The sequence below is a fragment of the Xaviernesmea oryzae genome (assembly GCF_900109605.1).
GTDB classification, from domain to species: domain Bacteria; phylum Pseudomonadota; class Alphaproteobacteria; order Rhizobiales; family Rhizobiaceae; genus Xaviernesmea; species Xaviernesmea oryzae.
On record NZ_FOAM01000001.1, the window covers coordinates 79,624 to 95,314 of the forward strand.

The window sequence follows — 15,691 nt, forward strand, 5'->3', positions numbered from 1 at the left end:
CAGAATTCTGGCCAGACTCCTGGGAGGCAGATCATGTCGGCAAAAACCTATCCGGTTGCCAAATCAACACGCGCGAACGCGCAGATCGATGCTGAGACCTATCACAAGTGGTATCGGGAAAGCATCGAGAACCCGGATCGCTTCTGGGACAAGCACGGCATGCGGATCGATTGGTTCAAGCCTTATACGAAGGTGAAGAACACCTCTTTCAACGGCAAGGTGCCGATCAAATGGTTCGAAGATGGGCTGACCAATGCCTCCTACAACTGCATCGACCGGCATCTGAAGACACGCGGCAATCAGGTCGCGATCATCTTCGAAGGCGACAACCCCTATATCGACAAAAAGATCACCTATAACGAACTTTATGAGCAGGTCTGCCGCCTCGCCAACGTCATGAAGAAGCATGGCGTCAAGAAGGGCGACCGGGTGACTATCTACATGCCGATGATCCCCGAGGCGGCCTATGCCATGCTCGCCTGTTCGCGCATAGGCGCAGTCCACTCGGTGGTTTTCGGCGGCTTCTCGCCAGAAGCTGTGGCCGGCCGCATCGTCGACTGCCAATCATCCTTCGTCATCACCTGCGATGAAGGTGTGCGTGGCGGCAAGCCGATCCCGCTCAAGGACAATGTCGATACGGCCATTCACATTGCTGCCCGCCAGCATGTGCAGGTGAAGAATGTCCTGGTCGTTCGCCGCACCGGCGGCAAGGTCGGCTGGGCGCCGGGCCGCGATCATTGGTATCATCAGGAACTGGCCAGCGTGAAGACCGAATGCCCGCCAGTGAAGATGAAGGCGGAGGATCCGCTTTTCATTCTTTATACGTCCGGATCTACAGGCAAGCCCAAGGGTGTGCTTCATACGACTGGCGGCTACATGGTCTATACGTCGATGACGCATCAATACGTCTTCGATTATCGTCCTGGTGATATCTATTGGTGCACGGCCGATGTCGGCTGGGTCACCGGCCACTCCTATATCGTCTATGGTCCGCTGGCCAATGGCGCGACGACGCTAATGTTCGAAGGCGTGCCCAATTTCCCGGACCAGGGCCGTTTCTGGGAGGTGGTCGACAAGCACAAGGTCAATATCTTCTATACGGCGCCAACGGCGATCCGCTCGCTGATGGGGGCGGGCGATGAGTTCGTCAAAAGGTCGTCGCGCGCCAGCCTGCGCATTCTCGGAACGGTCGGTGAGCCCATCAATCCGGAAGCCTGGGAGTGGTATTACAACGTCGTTGGCGATGGCCGTTGCCCTGTCATCGACACCTGGTGGCAGACAGAAACCGGTGGCCACATGATCACGCCATTGCCCGGCGCCACCGCCTTGAAGCCCGGCTCGGCCACCCTGCCCTTCTTCGGCATCAAGCCGCAGCTGGTCGATGCCGAGGGCCAGGTTCTCGACGGCCCTGCGGATGGCAATCTGGTGATCGCCGACAGCTGGCCCGGGCAGATGCGCACGGTCTATGGCGACCATGAGCGCTTCGTCCAGACCTACTTCTCGACTTATAAGGGCAAATACTTCACCGGCGACGGCTGCCGGCGCGACGAGGACGGCTACTACTGGATCACCGGCCGCGTCGATGACGTGCTCAACGTGTCCGGCCACCGTATGGGTACGGCCGAAATCGAATCGGCGCTCGTCAGCCATGATGCTGTGTCGGAAGCCGCGGTGGTCGGCTATCCCCATGATATCAAGGGTCAGGGCATTTATTGCTATGTCACGCTGATGGCCGGGCAGAGCGGTTCGGAGGAGTTGCGCAAGGAGCTGGTCGCCCATGTGCGCAAGGAGATCGGCCCGATCGCCTCACCCGACAAGATCCAGTTCGCGCCAGGCTTGCCTAAGACGCGCTCTGGCAAGATCATGCGGCGCATTCTGCGCAAGATCGCTGAGGACGATTTCAGTGCCTTGGGCGATACATCGACGCTCGCCGATCCTGCCGTCGTGGAGGATCTCATCGCCAACCGGCAGAATCGGCAAATGAAGGCAGCGTCCTGAGACTCTCGGAGCGCATTCCGCCACGACATTTGGCTGAACAGACATGCGCCCGGGCTTGAGCTGATCAAGCCCGGGATGAGCGACAGGATCAGAAGTCGATTGCGCGGCCGTTGATCTCCCAGTCGCCGAAGCGGGCAGGGTCTTCGCCGCCACGGCCACCGATTTCCTTCGGCTGTTCCTCAGGCCGGGCCGCCCGGCGGCGTGCTTCGGCTTCCTGCAAGGCTCGCTGCGCTGCGGGTGAGAGATCCTTCTTCGCATCCTCCATGGGAGCGCTCCTTTCATCAATAAGAGCAACGGACCGAAAAGCGGGGACCGTATTGCGGTTCAGTCCGACGCAAAAGCAAAATCCTGTAACATCAAGCGGCGTCCAAATGCCGGCAGATGCTCCTGTCTGTGCAACTCTCGTCATCAAGCGTTGAAGCCGCATCGTCTTACCCCACATATAGAGGCAGGATCGCAAGGAGAGAAGGCTGCGTTCGTCCGCCAGCCCATCCATGATTCACGTGAAACATTGGAGTTGATCTGCAATGAACCTCATGCGCACCGCGATGCTCCTGGCCTTCATGACGGCGCTGTTCATGGCGGTTGGCTTCCTGATCGGTGGTCGCGGCGGCATGATGATCGCCTTGCTTCTGGCGGCCGCCATGAATCTGTTTTCCTACTGGAACTCGGATCGCATGGTTCTCCGTATGTATAACGCGCAAGAGGTGGATGCACGGACGGCGCCCGAATATTACGGCATCGTGGCGCAACTGGCCGAGCGTGCCGGGCTGCCGATGCCGCGTGTCTATATTATCGACAGTCCACAGCCAAATGCCTTTGCCACAGGTCGAAATCCGGAGAATGCCGCCGTTGCCGCCTCGACTGGCCTGCTTCATGCGCTGACTTATGAGGAAGTGGCGGGTGTCATGGCGCACGAACTCGCCCATGTCCAGAACCGTGACACACTGACGATGACGCTGACAGCCACCCTAGCGGGCGCGATCTCCATGCTCGGCAATTTCGCCTTCTTCTTCGGTGGCAACAGGGAGAACAACAATCAGCTGGGCGTCGTCGGAACCTTGCTGGCCATCATCGTCGCCCCGCTTGCCGCGATGCTGGTGCAGATGGCGATCAGCCGAACACGGGAATATTCCGCCGATCGACGCGGCGCCGAAATCTGTGGTCAGCCCCTGGCGCTTGCCTCGGCCTTGGCCAAGATCTCCAGCTACGCGCATCAGGTGCCGAACTGGCAGGCCGAGCGTAATCCTGCCACGGCTCATATGTTCATTATCAATCCGCTTTCCGGCGAGCGGATGGACAATCTGTTTTCCACCCATCCGAACACGGAAAACCGGATTGCTGCCCTTCAACACATGGCTGCGGAACCCGGCTTTGGCGCTTTTGCCTCGACGGATCGGCCACAGGCTGCTAGTGGCCGCTATCGCCCCGGCCGTTCGGTTCCCTTAACCGGTTCAGGCACAAGCGCAAGCCGTCCTCCGAAAGGCCCCTGGAACCGATGAATGACCGCCACCGTACCGATTCGTCTGCGAAACGAACCAACCGCGCGGGTGTGGCCAAAGTGGCGGCAAAGCCCGGTCTGGCGGCTCGTCAGGCAGCAGCCCGGCTTCTGGGCGCTGTCATCGACAAGAAGACATCCCTTGATGGTCTTTTGGACCCCGCCAACGGCAGCCCGGTCTATCGTGATTTGCCGGAGGAGGACCGTGGGCTTGTCCGGGCGATTCTGACCACATCGCTTCGTTTCCTTCCGCGTATCGAGTATCTCTTGGGAAGTCTGATGAAGACGCCGCTGCCGGATGGCGCGCGCGCGCTTCAGCATCTCCTGGTCACCGCCGCCGCGCAGATCCTTTATCTTGATGTTCCCGACCATGCGGCAGTCGATCTCGCGGTCGAACAGGCACAGGCCGATCCACGAAACCGGCGCTTTGCCGCGCTTGTTAATGCCGTGCTGCGCCGTCTCTCGCGTGAAAAAGACGAGATGCTCGCTACGGTTGAGGAGCGTTCCACTTTTCCTGCCTGGTTCGATGCGCGGCTCGCGGAAGCCTATGGTGACGAGGCGGCCCGTCATATTCGAGCCAGTGTGCTCGCTCCCGCTGCAATCGACTTGACGGTGAAGGCGGATGCACAGGCCTGGGCGGAGAAGCTGGACGGACGGCTTCTTCCTACAGGATCGATTCGGCTGCGAAACTTTTCCGGCACGATCACCGATCTGCCTGGTTACGAGGAGGGCGTCTGGTGGGTACAGGATGCTGCGGCCTCCCTGCCCGCTCGCTTGTTTGGCGCTGATCTTGCAGGGCAGCGTATCGTCGATCTTTGCGCAGCGCCCGGCGGGAAAACCGCCCAGCTGATTCTGGCCGGCGCCGAGGTGACGGCTCTCGATCAATCCGCCAACCGGCTTAAGCGTCTGGAGGCCAATCTAAAGCGGCTCAATCTGGAAGCGAAGACACAGCTGATCAACATGGCCGATTTCGCGCCGGACCGCCTGTTCGACGCAGCTCTGCTCGATGCGCCCTGCTCCTCCACAGGCACGATCCGCCGTCATCCCGATGTGCTCTGGACCAAGAGCACCGAGGAAATCGACAAGCTTGCCCAGGTGCAGGAACGCCTGCTGCGCCATGCCCTGACGGTGGTGCGGCCCGGTGGGGTGGTTGTCTTCTCCAATTGCTCGCTGGACCCGCGTGAAGGCGAAACCATGGTGGCGCGCTTGATCGAAGAAGGGGTGGCCGAACGTTGGGCTCTGTCACCAGCCGATTGGCCCGGATTGGAGATGGCGATCACGCCGCTGGGCGACATGCGCACGACTCCGGCCATGATCGCAGCTGAAGACGGTTTCGCCGGCGGCTTGGACGGTTTCTACGCAGTCCGGCTTCGCCGGCCGTTGCATCCCTTGGCTTGAGTGGATTTTTCTTCCGACGCTGACTGTCTTCGTGTCGCCATTCCGGCCCTCCTTGGCGGAACGATCGGATGGTCTTGAGGCGGACAGATCGGACGTTATCCCCCGCTTCTCCACGTACAGCGCTGAATCAGCAGTAGGGCTTTAAGGGCGCATCGGGTAAACCTTCCGTGAACCCTTCATGTGATTCGCAGCTTGTGTCAGCCTCCGCTTCTGAAGCGCCTCGAGCGGTCGGCGCAGGCCTTGTGCGGGAGATGTGCAAATTTCCTCTCCGTCCTCGACCGATCGGCGGCGCCTGCTTTATCTGTACTCTCACGAGGCTTGGCGGCGCGTCTCGCATCGCCTCATGCTGGGGCGGCGCACGGTGCTGCGTTTTTCCGGTCCGGCCCCGGATCGGCTGATCGTTGCGCCGACGGATCTTCGTGCCGTCGATCCCTATGTCGCCGAGGAAATCCTCGACGGGCGGTTTCCCCTGGCAGGGCGGGAGCTGGAAACACAAGGGCGCTCGCCTTTTGAAATGGACCTGCCATCCCAGGCCTTTGCCGTCTCGCTGCATTCGTTCAGCTGGGTACGCCATATGCGCACGCTCACGCAGGATGAGGATTTCGCCAGGCTGCGCACCATCTTCAATGACTGGTTTCGCACCCATGGCCGCCGTTTTGCCGGCAGCCCTTCCTGGGAGCCGGAAACCCTCGCACGGCGGGTCATTGCCTGGCTGTCGCATTCTCCCGTCATTTTAAAGAATGCCGAGCGCAATTTTTATAGGCGGTTTCTGAAGAGCCTCTCTTTTCAGCTGCGCTATCTCCGCCATATCGCCGATACGGCGCCCGAGGGGCAGGCCCGCTTGCGGGTGCGCATTGCACTGGCCATGGCCTCGATCGCCATGCCTGCTTCGCTCGCTGCCATTCGTAAAGCAGCGCGCCAGCTCGATCACGAACTCGACCGGCAGATCCTGCCGGATGGCAGCCATTGTTCGCGCAATCCACGCAGCGCCATGGATCTCCTCTTCGATCTGCTGCCGTTGCGCCAGACCTATGTCAATCTCGGTCATGACGTGCCAGTGCGTCTGATCCCCTGCATCGACCGCATGTATCCGGCGCTGCGGTTCTTCCGCCATCGCGGCGGCGAGCTTGCCTTGTTCAACGGTGCCAAGACGACGCTGGCCAGCGAGCTGATGTCCGTGCTGCGCTATGACGAAACGGCAGGTGCACCGTTCAAGGCCTTGCCCAACGGCCGTTATGAGCGGCTCGCTTTCGAGGATGTGGTGGTCATCATGGATGTGGGCGCGCCGCTATCGGCCGCCTTGTCGCGCACCGCTCATGCCGGCTGCCTCTCCTTTGAAATGTCCTCGGGCCAGCACCGGTTCATCATCAATTCCGGAGCGCCTGCCTTTGCCGGCGAGCGTTATCGCCAGCTCGCCCGCTCGACCGCCGCGCATTCCACCGTGACGCTGAACGATCACTCCTCCGCCAGGCTCTCGCAATCGGCCTTCCTCGGACCGATCGTCACGGGTGGTCTTGCTCATGTTGAAAGCCGGCGCGAGCAGACCTCAGGCGGCGCCGACAGCGTGGTCGCCGCGCATGATGGATATCTCAAGCTCTTCGGCCTGAAGCATGAGCGCGATCTTGCCTTGCATTCCGGCGGCGCGCTGCTGCGTGGGCGCGATCGCTTCATCCGCCGCCGGGGCGAAGACCCCGGCTCGGACTGCCCGCATGTCGCCACCGCCCGCTTCCACGTCCATCCGGCGATCACGCTGGAGCGGCAGGGCGAAAACGAAGTGGCGCTGGTGGCGCCGGACGGAGATTGCTGGGTGTTTTCCTGCATCGACGTGCCTGTGGAGATCGAGGACGATGTCTTCTTTGCGGATCCCTCGGGTATTCGGCCCTCCAAGCAATTGACGCTGACCTTCGCGCTAGCCGAAACCTCGGAGGTGCAGTGGACCCTGGAGCGGGAAATCTGAGCGTCAGCCCATAGCTGGCCTTGAACCTCCGCTTTCGGAGCCGGCACGGCGTCTGGAAAGATGCGCCTTTTAAAAACATGTCGATTTCAGCCCGGCTTGCCTGATCCAACAAGGCGAGCGCGGTTTCCACAGCCTTGCCGCTGTGCTAGAGCGCCCGCGTCACCCGCATCGCGGGCCGCCTGGTTTGACGCTTTTGCCATGCCTCCCGCAGGCTTGAAGATGTCCGGGCGTCCTGATTGTCCGCCGGATCAGGCCCGCCATGCTCCGGCCCGTTCGCCAAGGAGCCTCCATGGCCGTCGCATCCAAGAAGATCCCCGCTCCCGACCGTGTCGCGGTCAAGACCGCACTCCTGTCCGTCTCCGACAAGAGCGGCATTGTCGAGCTTGCCCGCGCGCTCGCGCAGAAATCCGTTCGCTTGCTGTCGACGGGCGGCACGCACAAGACGCTGAGCGAGGCTGGCCTCGATGTTACCGATGTTTCCGAGATCACGGGCTTTCCGGAAATCATGGATGGTCGCGTCAAGACGCTGCATCCGAAAGTCCATGGTGGCCTTTTGTCGATCCGCGACGATGCCGAGCATCAGGCAGCGATGGAGGCCCATGGCATTTCCGGCATCGATCTCGCGGTGATCAATCTCTATCCCTTTGAGGAGGTGCGCGCCAAAGGCGAGGACTATCCGACGACGGTGGAGAATATCGATATTGGCGGCCCGGCGATGATCCGTGCGGCGGCGAAGAACCATGCCTATGTTACCGTCATTACCGACCCTGCCGATTATGCGGCCCTGACCGACGAGCTATCGGCCACAGGCGAAACCAGCTTTGCCTTTCGCCGCGCTATGGCTGCCAAGGCCTATGCCCGCACCGCTGCCTATGACACGGCGATTTCAGGCTGGTTCGCCGAGGTGCTGGATATGCCAATGCCGAAGAACCGGACCATCGGCGGAACGCTCAGCGAGGAGCTGCGCTATGGCGAGAACCCGCACCAGAAGGCGGGCTTCTACCTGACTGGCGAGCAGCGCCCCGGTGTCGCCACCGCCAAGCTGCTGCAGGGCAAGCAGCTCTCATACAACAACATCAACGATACGGATGCCGCCTTCGAGCTGGTGGCCGAATTTCAGATCGGCCTGCCGGCCTGCGCCATCATCAAGCATGCCAATCCCTGCGGCGTCGCCACGGCCGAAAGCCTGGTCGAAGCCTATCGCCGGGCACTGGCCTGTGATTCCACCTCTGCCTTTGGCGGCATTCTCGCTTTTAACAGCGAGCTGGATGAAGCCACGGCGGAAGAGGCGGTGAAGCTCTTCACCGAAGTGATCATCGCGCCTGCCGTCAGCGAGGCGGCCAAAGCCGTCATCGCCCGCAAGCCCAATCTCCGCCTGCTGGTAACAGGCGCTCTGCCGGATCCGCGTACACCGGGGCTCACCGCGAAGACCGTGGCCGGCGGCCTGCTGGTGCAAACGCGCGACAATGGCATGGTGGAGGATCTCGACCTGAAGGTCGTGACCAAGCGCGCGCCGAGCGAGCAGGAACTGGCCGACATGAAATTCGCCTTCAAGGTGGCCAAGCACGTCAAGTCTAATGCCGTGGTCTATGCCAAGGACGGCCAGACGGTGGGCATCGGCGCTGGACAGATGAGCCGCGTCGATTCAGCACGCATCGCCGCGATCAAGGCAGAGGATGCGGCCAAGGCGCTGGGCCTGGAAAAGCCGATGACGATCGGCTCGGCCGTCGCATCGGAGGCCTTCCTGCCCTTCGCCGATGGCCTGCTTTCGGCCATTGCCGCTGGCGCTACGTCTGTCATCCAGCCGGGTGGGTCCATGCGCGATGCGGAGGTCATCGCGGCGGCGGATGAAGCCGGCGTGGCCATGGTCTTCACCGGTATGCGACACTTCCGCCACTGATATCGCTTCCTTCAAAAGCGCCAATGCCCGGGTATCGTCCCGGGCATTTTCGTTTGGAGAAGAGATGGTCTCGGTCCTCGACAATGTTTCCCGTGAAACATTCCAACGGGATAGACAACAACGATCGGAAGCCGGATTCAGAGTTCCGAGCTTGCATCCCGCTTGATCGTCTCGGCCGGATAGGGTGTGAAGGCGAGAATCAACAGGCCGGCAGCGAGGAAGAGGATCAGCGTGGCCATGCCCCAGCGCGCCGAGCCTGTCGCCACGGTGACGAGGCCGACGGCAGCGGGCGCCAGGAATGAGGTGGCACGGCCGGTAAAGGCATAGAGGCCGAAGATCCGCCCAGCCTCTTCCGCCGTGATCGAACGGGCGAGATAGGCACGCGCCGAGGCCTGAACGGGACCGAAGGCGAGGCCGATCAGCAGCCCGTAGACGATATAGGCCTTTTCAGCAGCGGTCGGGAAGAGGCCACCCGATCCTTCCAGCGGCAGTGGTAGAAGGCCATAAAGCGTGAAGCCCTGCCCGGTGCCGACGATGCCAAGGGTCGCCACCACCAGGCAGATCAGGCTCGCCATCACCAGCCTCTTTGCACCGACCAGACGGTCCAGACGACCTGCAGCCAGGCAACCGCCAATGGCCACGACGTTGAGGATGATCCCGAACAGGCCGAGTTCGGTCGTGCCCCAACCGAACATGCCCGCCGCAAAGGCGCCCCCGAGCGCAATCAGTCCATTGACCCCGTCCTGGAACAGCATGCGCGCACCGAGAAAGCGTGCCAGGCCCGGCCGATGGCGCAGGCTGAGGAGCGTGTCTTTCAGTTCCGTCAGCCCCTTGCGGATCGCCGCGCCGGCGCGAATGTCATGGCGGCGTGGATCGGGTGTGAAGAGAAACATCGGCAGAATGAAGAGCGCGTACCAGAGAGCGGCAATCGGCCCGGTGATGCGCGCATCTTCTCCGCGCATGGCATTGAGCCCGAAGAGCGGATCGATACCAAGGAGCGTCTTGCCGGTCGATGGGCTGCCGGCAAGCAAGAGCACCACGGCGATCAGCACCACCATGCCGCCAAGATAACCGATGCCCCAGGCGATGTTGGAGACCCGGCCGACATCGAAGGGCGCCACAAGGCGCGGCATCATGGCATCGTTGAAGACGATGGAAAATTCTGCGGCCAGCGTGGCGAAGATCATGCAGACGAAGGCTGTCATCAGGCCGCTGCCGGGCGCGGCGAACCAGAGACCAAACAGGCTGACGATCTTGATCGCCGCCAAGAGGCCGATCCAACGCTTGCGTCCGCCCGTCTGGTCGGCAAGCGCGCCGAGGATGGGAGAGAGGATGGCGATGGCAATGCCCGTGATTGTCAGCATCAGGCTCCACCAGGCCTGCCCCGCTTCAGGGTCGGCGGCAAGCCGGGAGACGAAATAGGGGCCGAAGATGAAGGTGGTGACGACGGTGAAGAAGGGTTGGGCCGCGCAGTCGAACAGCATCCAGCCCCAGACCGCGGCGCGCCCGGCGGGCCGTTCTGCCTTGTCTGCCGCGCCCTGTTCGATATCGAGATCCGTCATGCTCCAGCCTTTTCTCCAAGCGGCGTCTCCAGCGCGAGGGAGAATAGGACACGAAGCAGGGAAGCTGGCAATGGTTCTCGCCTGGACCGCCGTACTGACCAATCCGGTGACGCCCTCTTGCCCAAAATGCCGCGGAGGATGCAGGCCCTTTTCGCGAGGCTGCGCGAGCGGAGCCCGAGCATGGCGGGGACTGCTGGGTATAAAGGTTAACGGACACGTGACATCGGTCGCGGCCTTGATACTTTGACGAATTGTCAGAGGTGCCGGCCGCGCGACCGGCACCTCTCATTGATCAGGCCAGCGTCGATCAGGCCGGCGGGCGTGCGAGATCACCGAGCAGGCCAGCGGCCACGCTGAGCTTGGCAAGCGTGGCCTCGCCTTTCCCCGTCAGCGTCGTCAGGTCGGCCGCGACGCGCTGGACACGGTCGCGCGAGGCATCCTGCCAGGCGGCAACCGGATCTTCCTCGTCCTTGTGCGCGGTCAGCGCGGCAACGGTGATGGCGCGTCGCGCCTGGGCAAGATCGCCAATCGAGCGGGACAGCGCCATGGCCTCGTAAGGGTCGGTGAAGGTCACCCGTTCGGCCGAAACCAGGAGCTGGCCGACCTTCAGCCGCTCCGTCACGGCGAAATAGCTTTGCGCCGTGCGGGTCAGCGAAACGCCCGTGTCATCCGAGATCTGCAGGATTTCCGGCACGAGCGTCAGAGGGAGGAGCGTGGCGATCGTCTCGGCAATGTCTGCCGGTGCACCCTCGGCCATCAGCGCCTCGGCACGGCTGCGCGCGAAGTTGAGGGCTTCCTCGGAAATGCTGTCTTCAAGCGCGGCCTTGAGTTCGATCAGGGCAGCCCGAAGCCGGTTGACGGCCGCACCCAAGGGGCCGGCAACGATGCGGGTGCGCAAGGCGCGCTCCGTCACAACGGCAAAGATCCGGCCGACATCCTCATAGAGGCTGTTGTGCAGGGCACCGCCGACCTGCGTGTCCAGCGCATCGATGCGAGCATAGAGCGCGCCCAGATCGAAGCCGTCCCGCGCAAGGACGCCGGCCTTGACCACGTCGGAGGGCAGCACGCCCGTGCGGTCGACCAGCGAGGTAACGAAGGCCGGCCCACCGCGATTGATCGTTTCATTGGCCAGAACGGTGGCGATGATCTCGCGCTTCAGCGGATGGGCGAGAATATCGCCCTCATGGCCCGCATGCATGGTCGCCGGAAAATAGCCGAGCAAGGTGTCGCGGAAATAGGCGTCATCGGGCAGATCGCTGTCGAGGACATCGTCGAAGAGCACGATCTTGGCATAGGAGAGCAGCACGCCGATCTCCGGCCGGGTCAGGGCCTTGCCCGACTGATAGCGCTCGCTCAAGGCCGCCTCGGATGGCAGGAATTCCACCTTGCGGTTCAGCCGGCCGATTGCCTCCAGCCGGCTCATCAGCCGCGCCAGGGGCGTCCGATTGGCCGCACCCTGCCGCTCGGTGAGTGAGATAGCGAGCGACTGGAGATAGTTGTTGCGCAGAACGAGATGTGCGACTTCGTCTGTCATCGAGGCCAACAGGACATTGCGGGCCTCGCGGGTCAGCCTTCCATCTTTCAGCGCGAAGGCGAGCGCGATCTTGATGTTGACCTCGACGTCGGACGAATTGACGCCGGCCGAATTGTCGATCGCATCGGAATTGCACCGCCCGCCTTTCAGGGCATAAGCAATGCGGCCGCGCTGGGTGACGCCGAGATTGGCGCCCTCTCCGATGACCTTTGCGCCGACCTCGTCGGCTGAGATGCGGATCGCGTCATTGGCCTTGTCGCCCGCTTCGGCATCGCTTTCTCCCGGGGCGCGGACATAGGTGCCGATGCCGCCGAACCAGAGGAGATCGACAGGTGCTTTCAGGATCGCCGTCATGATCTCTGCCGGCGTGGCGGTGGTCTGGGCCAGTCCCAGCCGCTCCGCGGCCTGTGTCGTCAGGCGGACGGATTTTTCCGTGCGTGAGATGATCATGCCACCTTCGGACAGCAGGCTGCGGTCGTAATCCTGCCAGGAGGAGCGCGGCAAGGCGAAGAGCCGCTCCCGCTCGGCAAAGGAGGTCTCGTTGTTCGGGGTCGGGTCGATGAAGATGTCGCGATGGTCGAAGGCGGCGATCAGGTGGATCTGGCGCGACAGCAGCATGCCGTTGCCGAAGACATCGCCCGACATGTCGCCGACGCCGGCGACGGTGAAGGGCATGCGCTGGATGTCGACATCCATTTCCCGGAAATGGCGCTTGACCGTCTCCCAGGCGCCGCGCGCGGTGATGCCCATCTTCTTGTGATCGTAGCCGGCAGAACCGCCGGAGGCGAAGGCATCGTCCAGCCAGAAGCCGGCTTCCTGCGCCAGACCATTGGCCGTATCCGAGAAAGTGGCCGTGCCCTTGTCGGCCGCGACGACGAAATAGGGGTCGTCTTCGTCGAGCCGGAGCGTATTCTCAGGCGGGATCACGGATTGATCGACGATATTGTCGGTGATCGAGAGCAGCGTGCGGATATAGGTCTTGTAGGCCTCTGTGCCGGCGGCAAAGACCGCATCGCGGCTGCCGCCAGCCGGCAGCTGCTTGGGATAGAAGCCGCCCTTGGCGCCGACAGGCACGATAACGGCGTTCTTCACCTGCTGCGCCTTGACGAGACCGAGCACTTCGGTGCGGTAATCCTGGGCGCGGTCCGACCAACGCAGACCGCCGCGCGCGACCTTGCCGAAGCGCAGGTGAACGCCCTCGACCTCAGTGCCGTAGACGAAAATCTCCCGGAAGGGCCGAGGCTCAGGCAGGCCGTCGAGCAGCTTCGGATCGAGCTTCATCGCCAGCATGGCTGGCGACGCGCCAGCGGCATCCTGTTGGAAGTAGTTGGTGCGCAGCGTGGCGAGGACGGCGTTCAGATGCCGGCGAAGGATCTGGTCCTCATCGAGGCTGGGCACGGCGTTGAGCCCCTCCTCCAGTGCGGCGAGCCGGCGGTTTACCTCCTCCTCGCGCGCTTCCGGCGCGGCGGTCGGATCCATGCGTGCCAGGAATAGCCTGACGAGTTCGGCGGCAAGCGGCGCATATTTGTTCAGCGTTTCCGCGATGTAGTCCTGCGAATAGGTGATGCCGGCCTGGCGCAGATAGCGGGCATAGCCGCGCAGGATGGTGACTTCGCGCGCCGTCAGCCCGGCCAGGAGAACCAGACGGTTATAGGCGTCGTCTTCCACAAGGCCGGTCCATGCGGCGAGAAACGCATTTTCCAGCCGCGCCCCGGCCTTCGCGAGATCGAGCGCCATGCCATCTCGGTGCGTCAGCTCCATGTCGTGGACGATGACCAGGCGAGCGCCCTGCCCGTCAGTCACCGTCAGCTCATGGGTCTGCTCGCTGATCACGGAAAAGCCGAGATTTTCCAGAAGCGGCACGCGCTTGGACAGTGGCACGGGACGTTCGGCATGGAAGATCTTCAGCTCCAGGAAGTGACTTTCCTTGTTGGAGCGCTGATAGAAGGAAATGCGGATCGGATCCTCGGGCGTCACGGCACGGATCGCCGGCAGATCGCCATAGGCCTCTTCGGGCGCAAAGGCAGCTTGGTAGGCATCGCCGGCGGCAAGCGTCACATGATCATGGCGGACCAGACGTTCCAGCCGGTCGGACCAACTGGTGACGATGTCGCGCACGGCCGCTTCCAGCTGGCGCTGCGGCACGTCAGGTGTCTTGCCGCTGGTACGGCCGATGATGAAATGCACCCGCGCCAGGCCGCCAGCCGGGAAAGCCGGGTAGAAGGCAGAGACACGACCGTCATAGACCGTCTTCAGATAAAGGCCGATGCGCTCACGCACGTGCGAATCATATTGTTCGCGCGGGACGTAGACGAGCACCGACACGAAGCGATCGAAGCGATCCGCACGCACCAGTACGCGCACGCGCGGCCGGTCGGACAGCTCGTTGATCTGGCCGCAAAAGGCTTGCAGAAGCTCGGTGTCGATCTGGAAGAGATCGTCGCGCGGATAGGATTCCAGCGTGTTGAGCAGCATCTTGCCGGAATGGCTTTCCGGATCGAAGCCGAAATGCTCGACCACGCGCTCCACCTTCTGCCGGATCAAGGGAATCTCGGAGACCGGCAGCGCATAGGCGGAGGAGGCGAAAAGACCGACGATCCGCAGTTCGCCGATCACGCGGCCCTCGGCATCGAAGCGCTTGATGCCGACATAGTCCATATAGGTCCGGCGGTGGACGACGGATTTGACGTTCGCCTTGGTGACGATCAGAAAATCGGGGCCTTGAAGAAAGGCAAGGATCTCCGGCGTCGTCACCACGGCATCGCGGCCAAGCCGCAGCACGCGCACATCCGGATCGGACAGGATGCCGAGCCCATGGCCGCTGCCGCGCTCCAGAACGGCTGTTTCCCCCTCGCCCGAATAGCCATATTCACGCATGCCGAGGAAGGTGAAATTGTCGTCGCGCAGCCATTTCAGAAAGGCCAGCGTCTCCTTGCGGTCACCCTTGCGCTTGGAGGGCGCATTGGCTTTCAACGCGCTCATGGCATCGTCCAGGCGGTCGATCATCGCCTGCCAGTCGCCGACCGCGACATGCACCTGTGCGAGGACGCTGGCGATACGGATCTTCAGGGCGTCGGCCTCCGCGGGGCTCAGCCGTGGCAGGTGCAGCTGGATGTGGCTGATGCGGCGTGAGGGGTCGCCATGGGCCTCGGCATCGAAGGCCTGCACCTGGCCATCCGCGCCGATCTCGACGATCGGATGAATGGCCAGCAGCATGTCGCGATAAGTGCCGGTCACCTCCCCCATCACGGAGTCATAAAGGAAGGGCATGTTGCGGTCGGTGATCGCGAGAATGGATACAGGCTGGCCGCCAGGCGCAATCGCGTCGGAGTCGAGAACGGAAATGCGGGGGCTGCCGCTGTCGTCGGCCTGATGGGCAGCGATCTCTCTGGCGGCGATTGCAGCCGTCTGCCGGCGCATCGACACGTCATAGGCTTCGAGATCGTCCTGACTGGCATGCGCGAAGAGAAGGCTCGCGTCGATCCCCTCCACCAATTGGTCCTGCCCGGATGCGGTCTGCTCCATCATGTCCTGCCTCGTGCTCAAGATCGTCCTCCCGATGCGGGCGTCTAAACCCACCCTGTTCTGTGACCCTACTGCAGAATCCTTAGAAATCGAAAATTCTTCGCAATTTTGAAAAAACTTGTTCGATCAAGTACCTGTTCGCCTTTGCTAACACTTTCGCCTCGACCTTGCCGCATTCGAACTCCTGCCCTGCCGCAGGCCTGAGCAGAATGAGTCGCGGGCTGCGAAGCTTTTTGAAGCCTTCGGTTGACAGGAGCGTGACCGGCGCGCCATGCATGCGGCAGGTTTTCGCGGGCATAGGCAATTCAAGGGGCAGGCC

At 62.4% G+C, this 15,691-nt stretch carries 9 protein-coding genes; 5 read left to right on the forward strand and 4 right to left on the reverse strand.

Annotation, left to right across the window (positions count from 1 at the left end; all coding sequences use genetic code 11):
* The first annotated feature begins 33 nt into the window (after positions 1-33).
* Entirely contained in the window at positions 34-1,998 is a 1,965-nt protein-coding gene (acs, locus tag BMX61_RS00350) for an acetate--CoA ligase (protein ID WP_075627413.1), read from the forward strand.
* A gap of 88 nt (positions 1,999-2,086) precedes the next feature.
* Here acs and BMX61_RS00355 read toward each other — a convergent pair whose 3' ends face one another.
* Entirely contained in the window at positions 2,087-2,263 is a 177-nt protein-coding gene (locus BMX61_RS00355; protein WP_075627412.1) for a DUF1674 domain-containing protein, read from the reverse strand.
* A 262-nt stretch (positions 2,264-2,525) separates the two neighbouring features.
* On the opposite strand from BMX61_RS00355, the gene htpX reads away from it, so the two are divergent.
* From htpX to purH, 4 genes are all read left to right on the forward strand, one after another.
* Complete coding sequence (htpX, locus tag BMX61_RS00360; RefSeq protein WP_075627411.1) at positions 2,526-3,500, forward strand: zinc metalloprotease HtpX; 975 nt, start codon at positions 2,526-2,528, stop codon at positions 3,498-3,500.
* A complete protein-coding gene (locus BMX61_RS00365) occupies positions 3,497-4,894 on the forward strand; it encodes an RsmB/NOP family class I SAM-dependent RNA methyltransferase (RefSeq protein ID WP_075627410.1) in 1,398 nt (465 codons plus the stop codon). The genes htpX and BMX61_RS00365 overlap by 4 nt, the downstream gene beginning before the upstream one ends.
* Before the next feature lie 343 nt (positions 4,895-5,237).
* On the forward strand, positions 5,238-6,851 hold the full coding sequence (locus tag BMX61_RS00370; RefSeq protein ID WP_083639410.1) for a heparinase II/III family protein: 1,614 nt from the start codon (positions 5,238-5,240) through the stop codon (positions 6,849-6,851).
* A 289-nt stretch (positions 6,852-7,140) separates the two neighbouring features.
* Positions 7,141-8,751 carry a bifunctional phosphoribosylaminoimidazolecarboxamide formyltransferase/IMP cyclohydrolase gene (gene purH / locus BMX61_RS00375; protein ID WP_075627408.1) on the forward strand — a complete coding sequence of 537 codons (1,611 nt, stop codon included), beginning with the start codon at positions 7,141-7,143 and terminating at the stop codon, positions 8,749-8,751.
* 137 nt (positions 8,752-8,888) lie between these two features.
* Here purH and BMX61_RS00380 read toward each other — a convergent pair whose 3' ends face one another.
* The 3 genes from BMX61_RS00380 to BMX61_RS00390 form a co-directional block, all read right to left on the reverse strand.
* Positions 8,889-10,313 carry an MFS transporter gene (locus BMX61_RS00380; RefSeq protein WP_075627407.1) on the reverse strand — a complete coding sequence of 475 codons (1,425 nt, stop codon included), beginning with the start codon at positions 10,311-10,313 and terminating at the stop codon, positions 8,889-8,891.
* Positions 10,314-10,620: 307 nt separating this feature from the next.
* A complete protein-coding gene (locus tag BMX61_RS00385) occupies positions 10,621-15,375 on the reverse strand; it encodes an NAD-glutamate dehydrogenase (protein WP_075627406.1) in 4,755 nt (1,584 codons plus the stop codon).
* 79 nt (positions 15,376-15,454) lie between these two features.
* Positions 15,455-15,670: a molybdopterin-guanine dinucleotide biosynthesis protein MobB gene (locus BMX61_RS00390; protein WP_139198841.1), complete on the reverse strand. Its 216-nt coding sequence runs from the start codon at positions 15,668-15,670 to the stop codon at positions 15,455-15,457.
* Positions 15,671-15,691 lie beyond the last annotated feature (21 nt).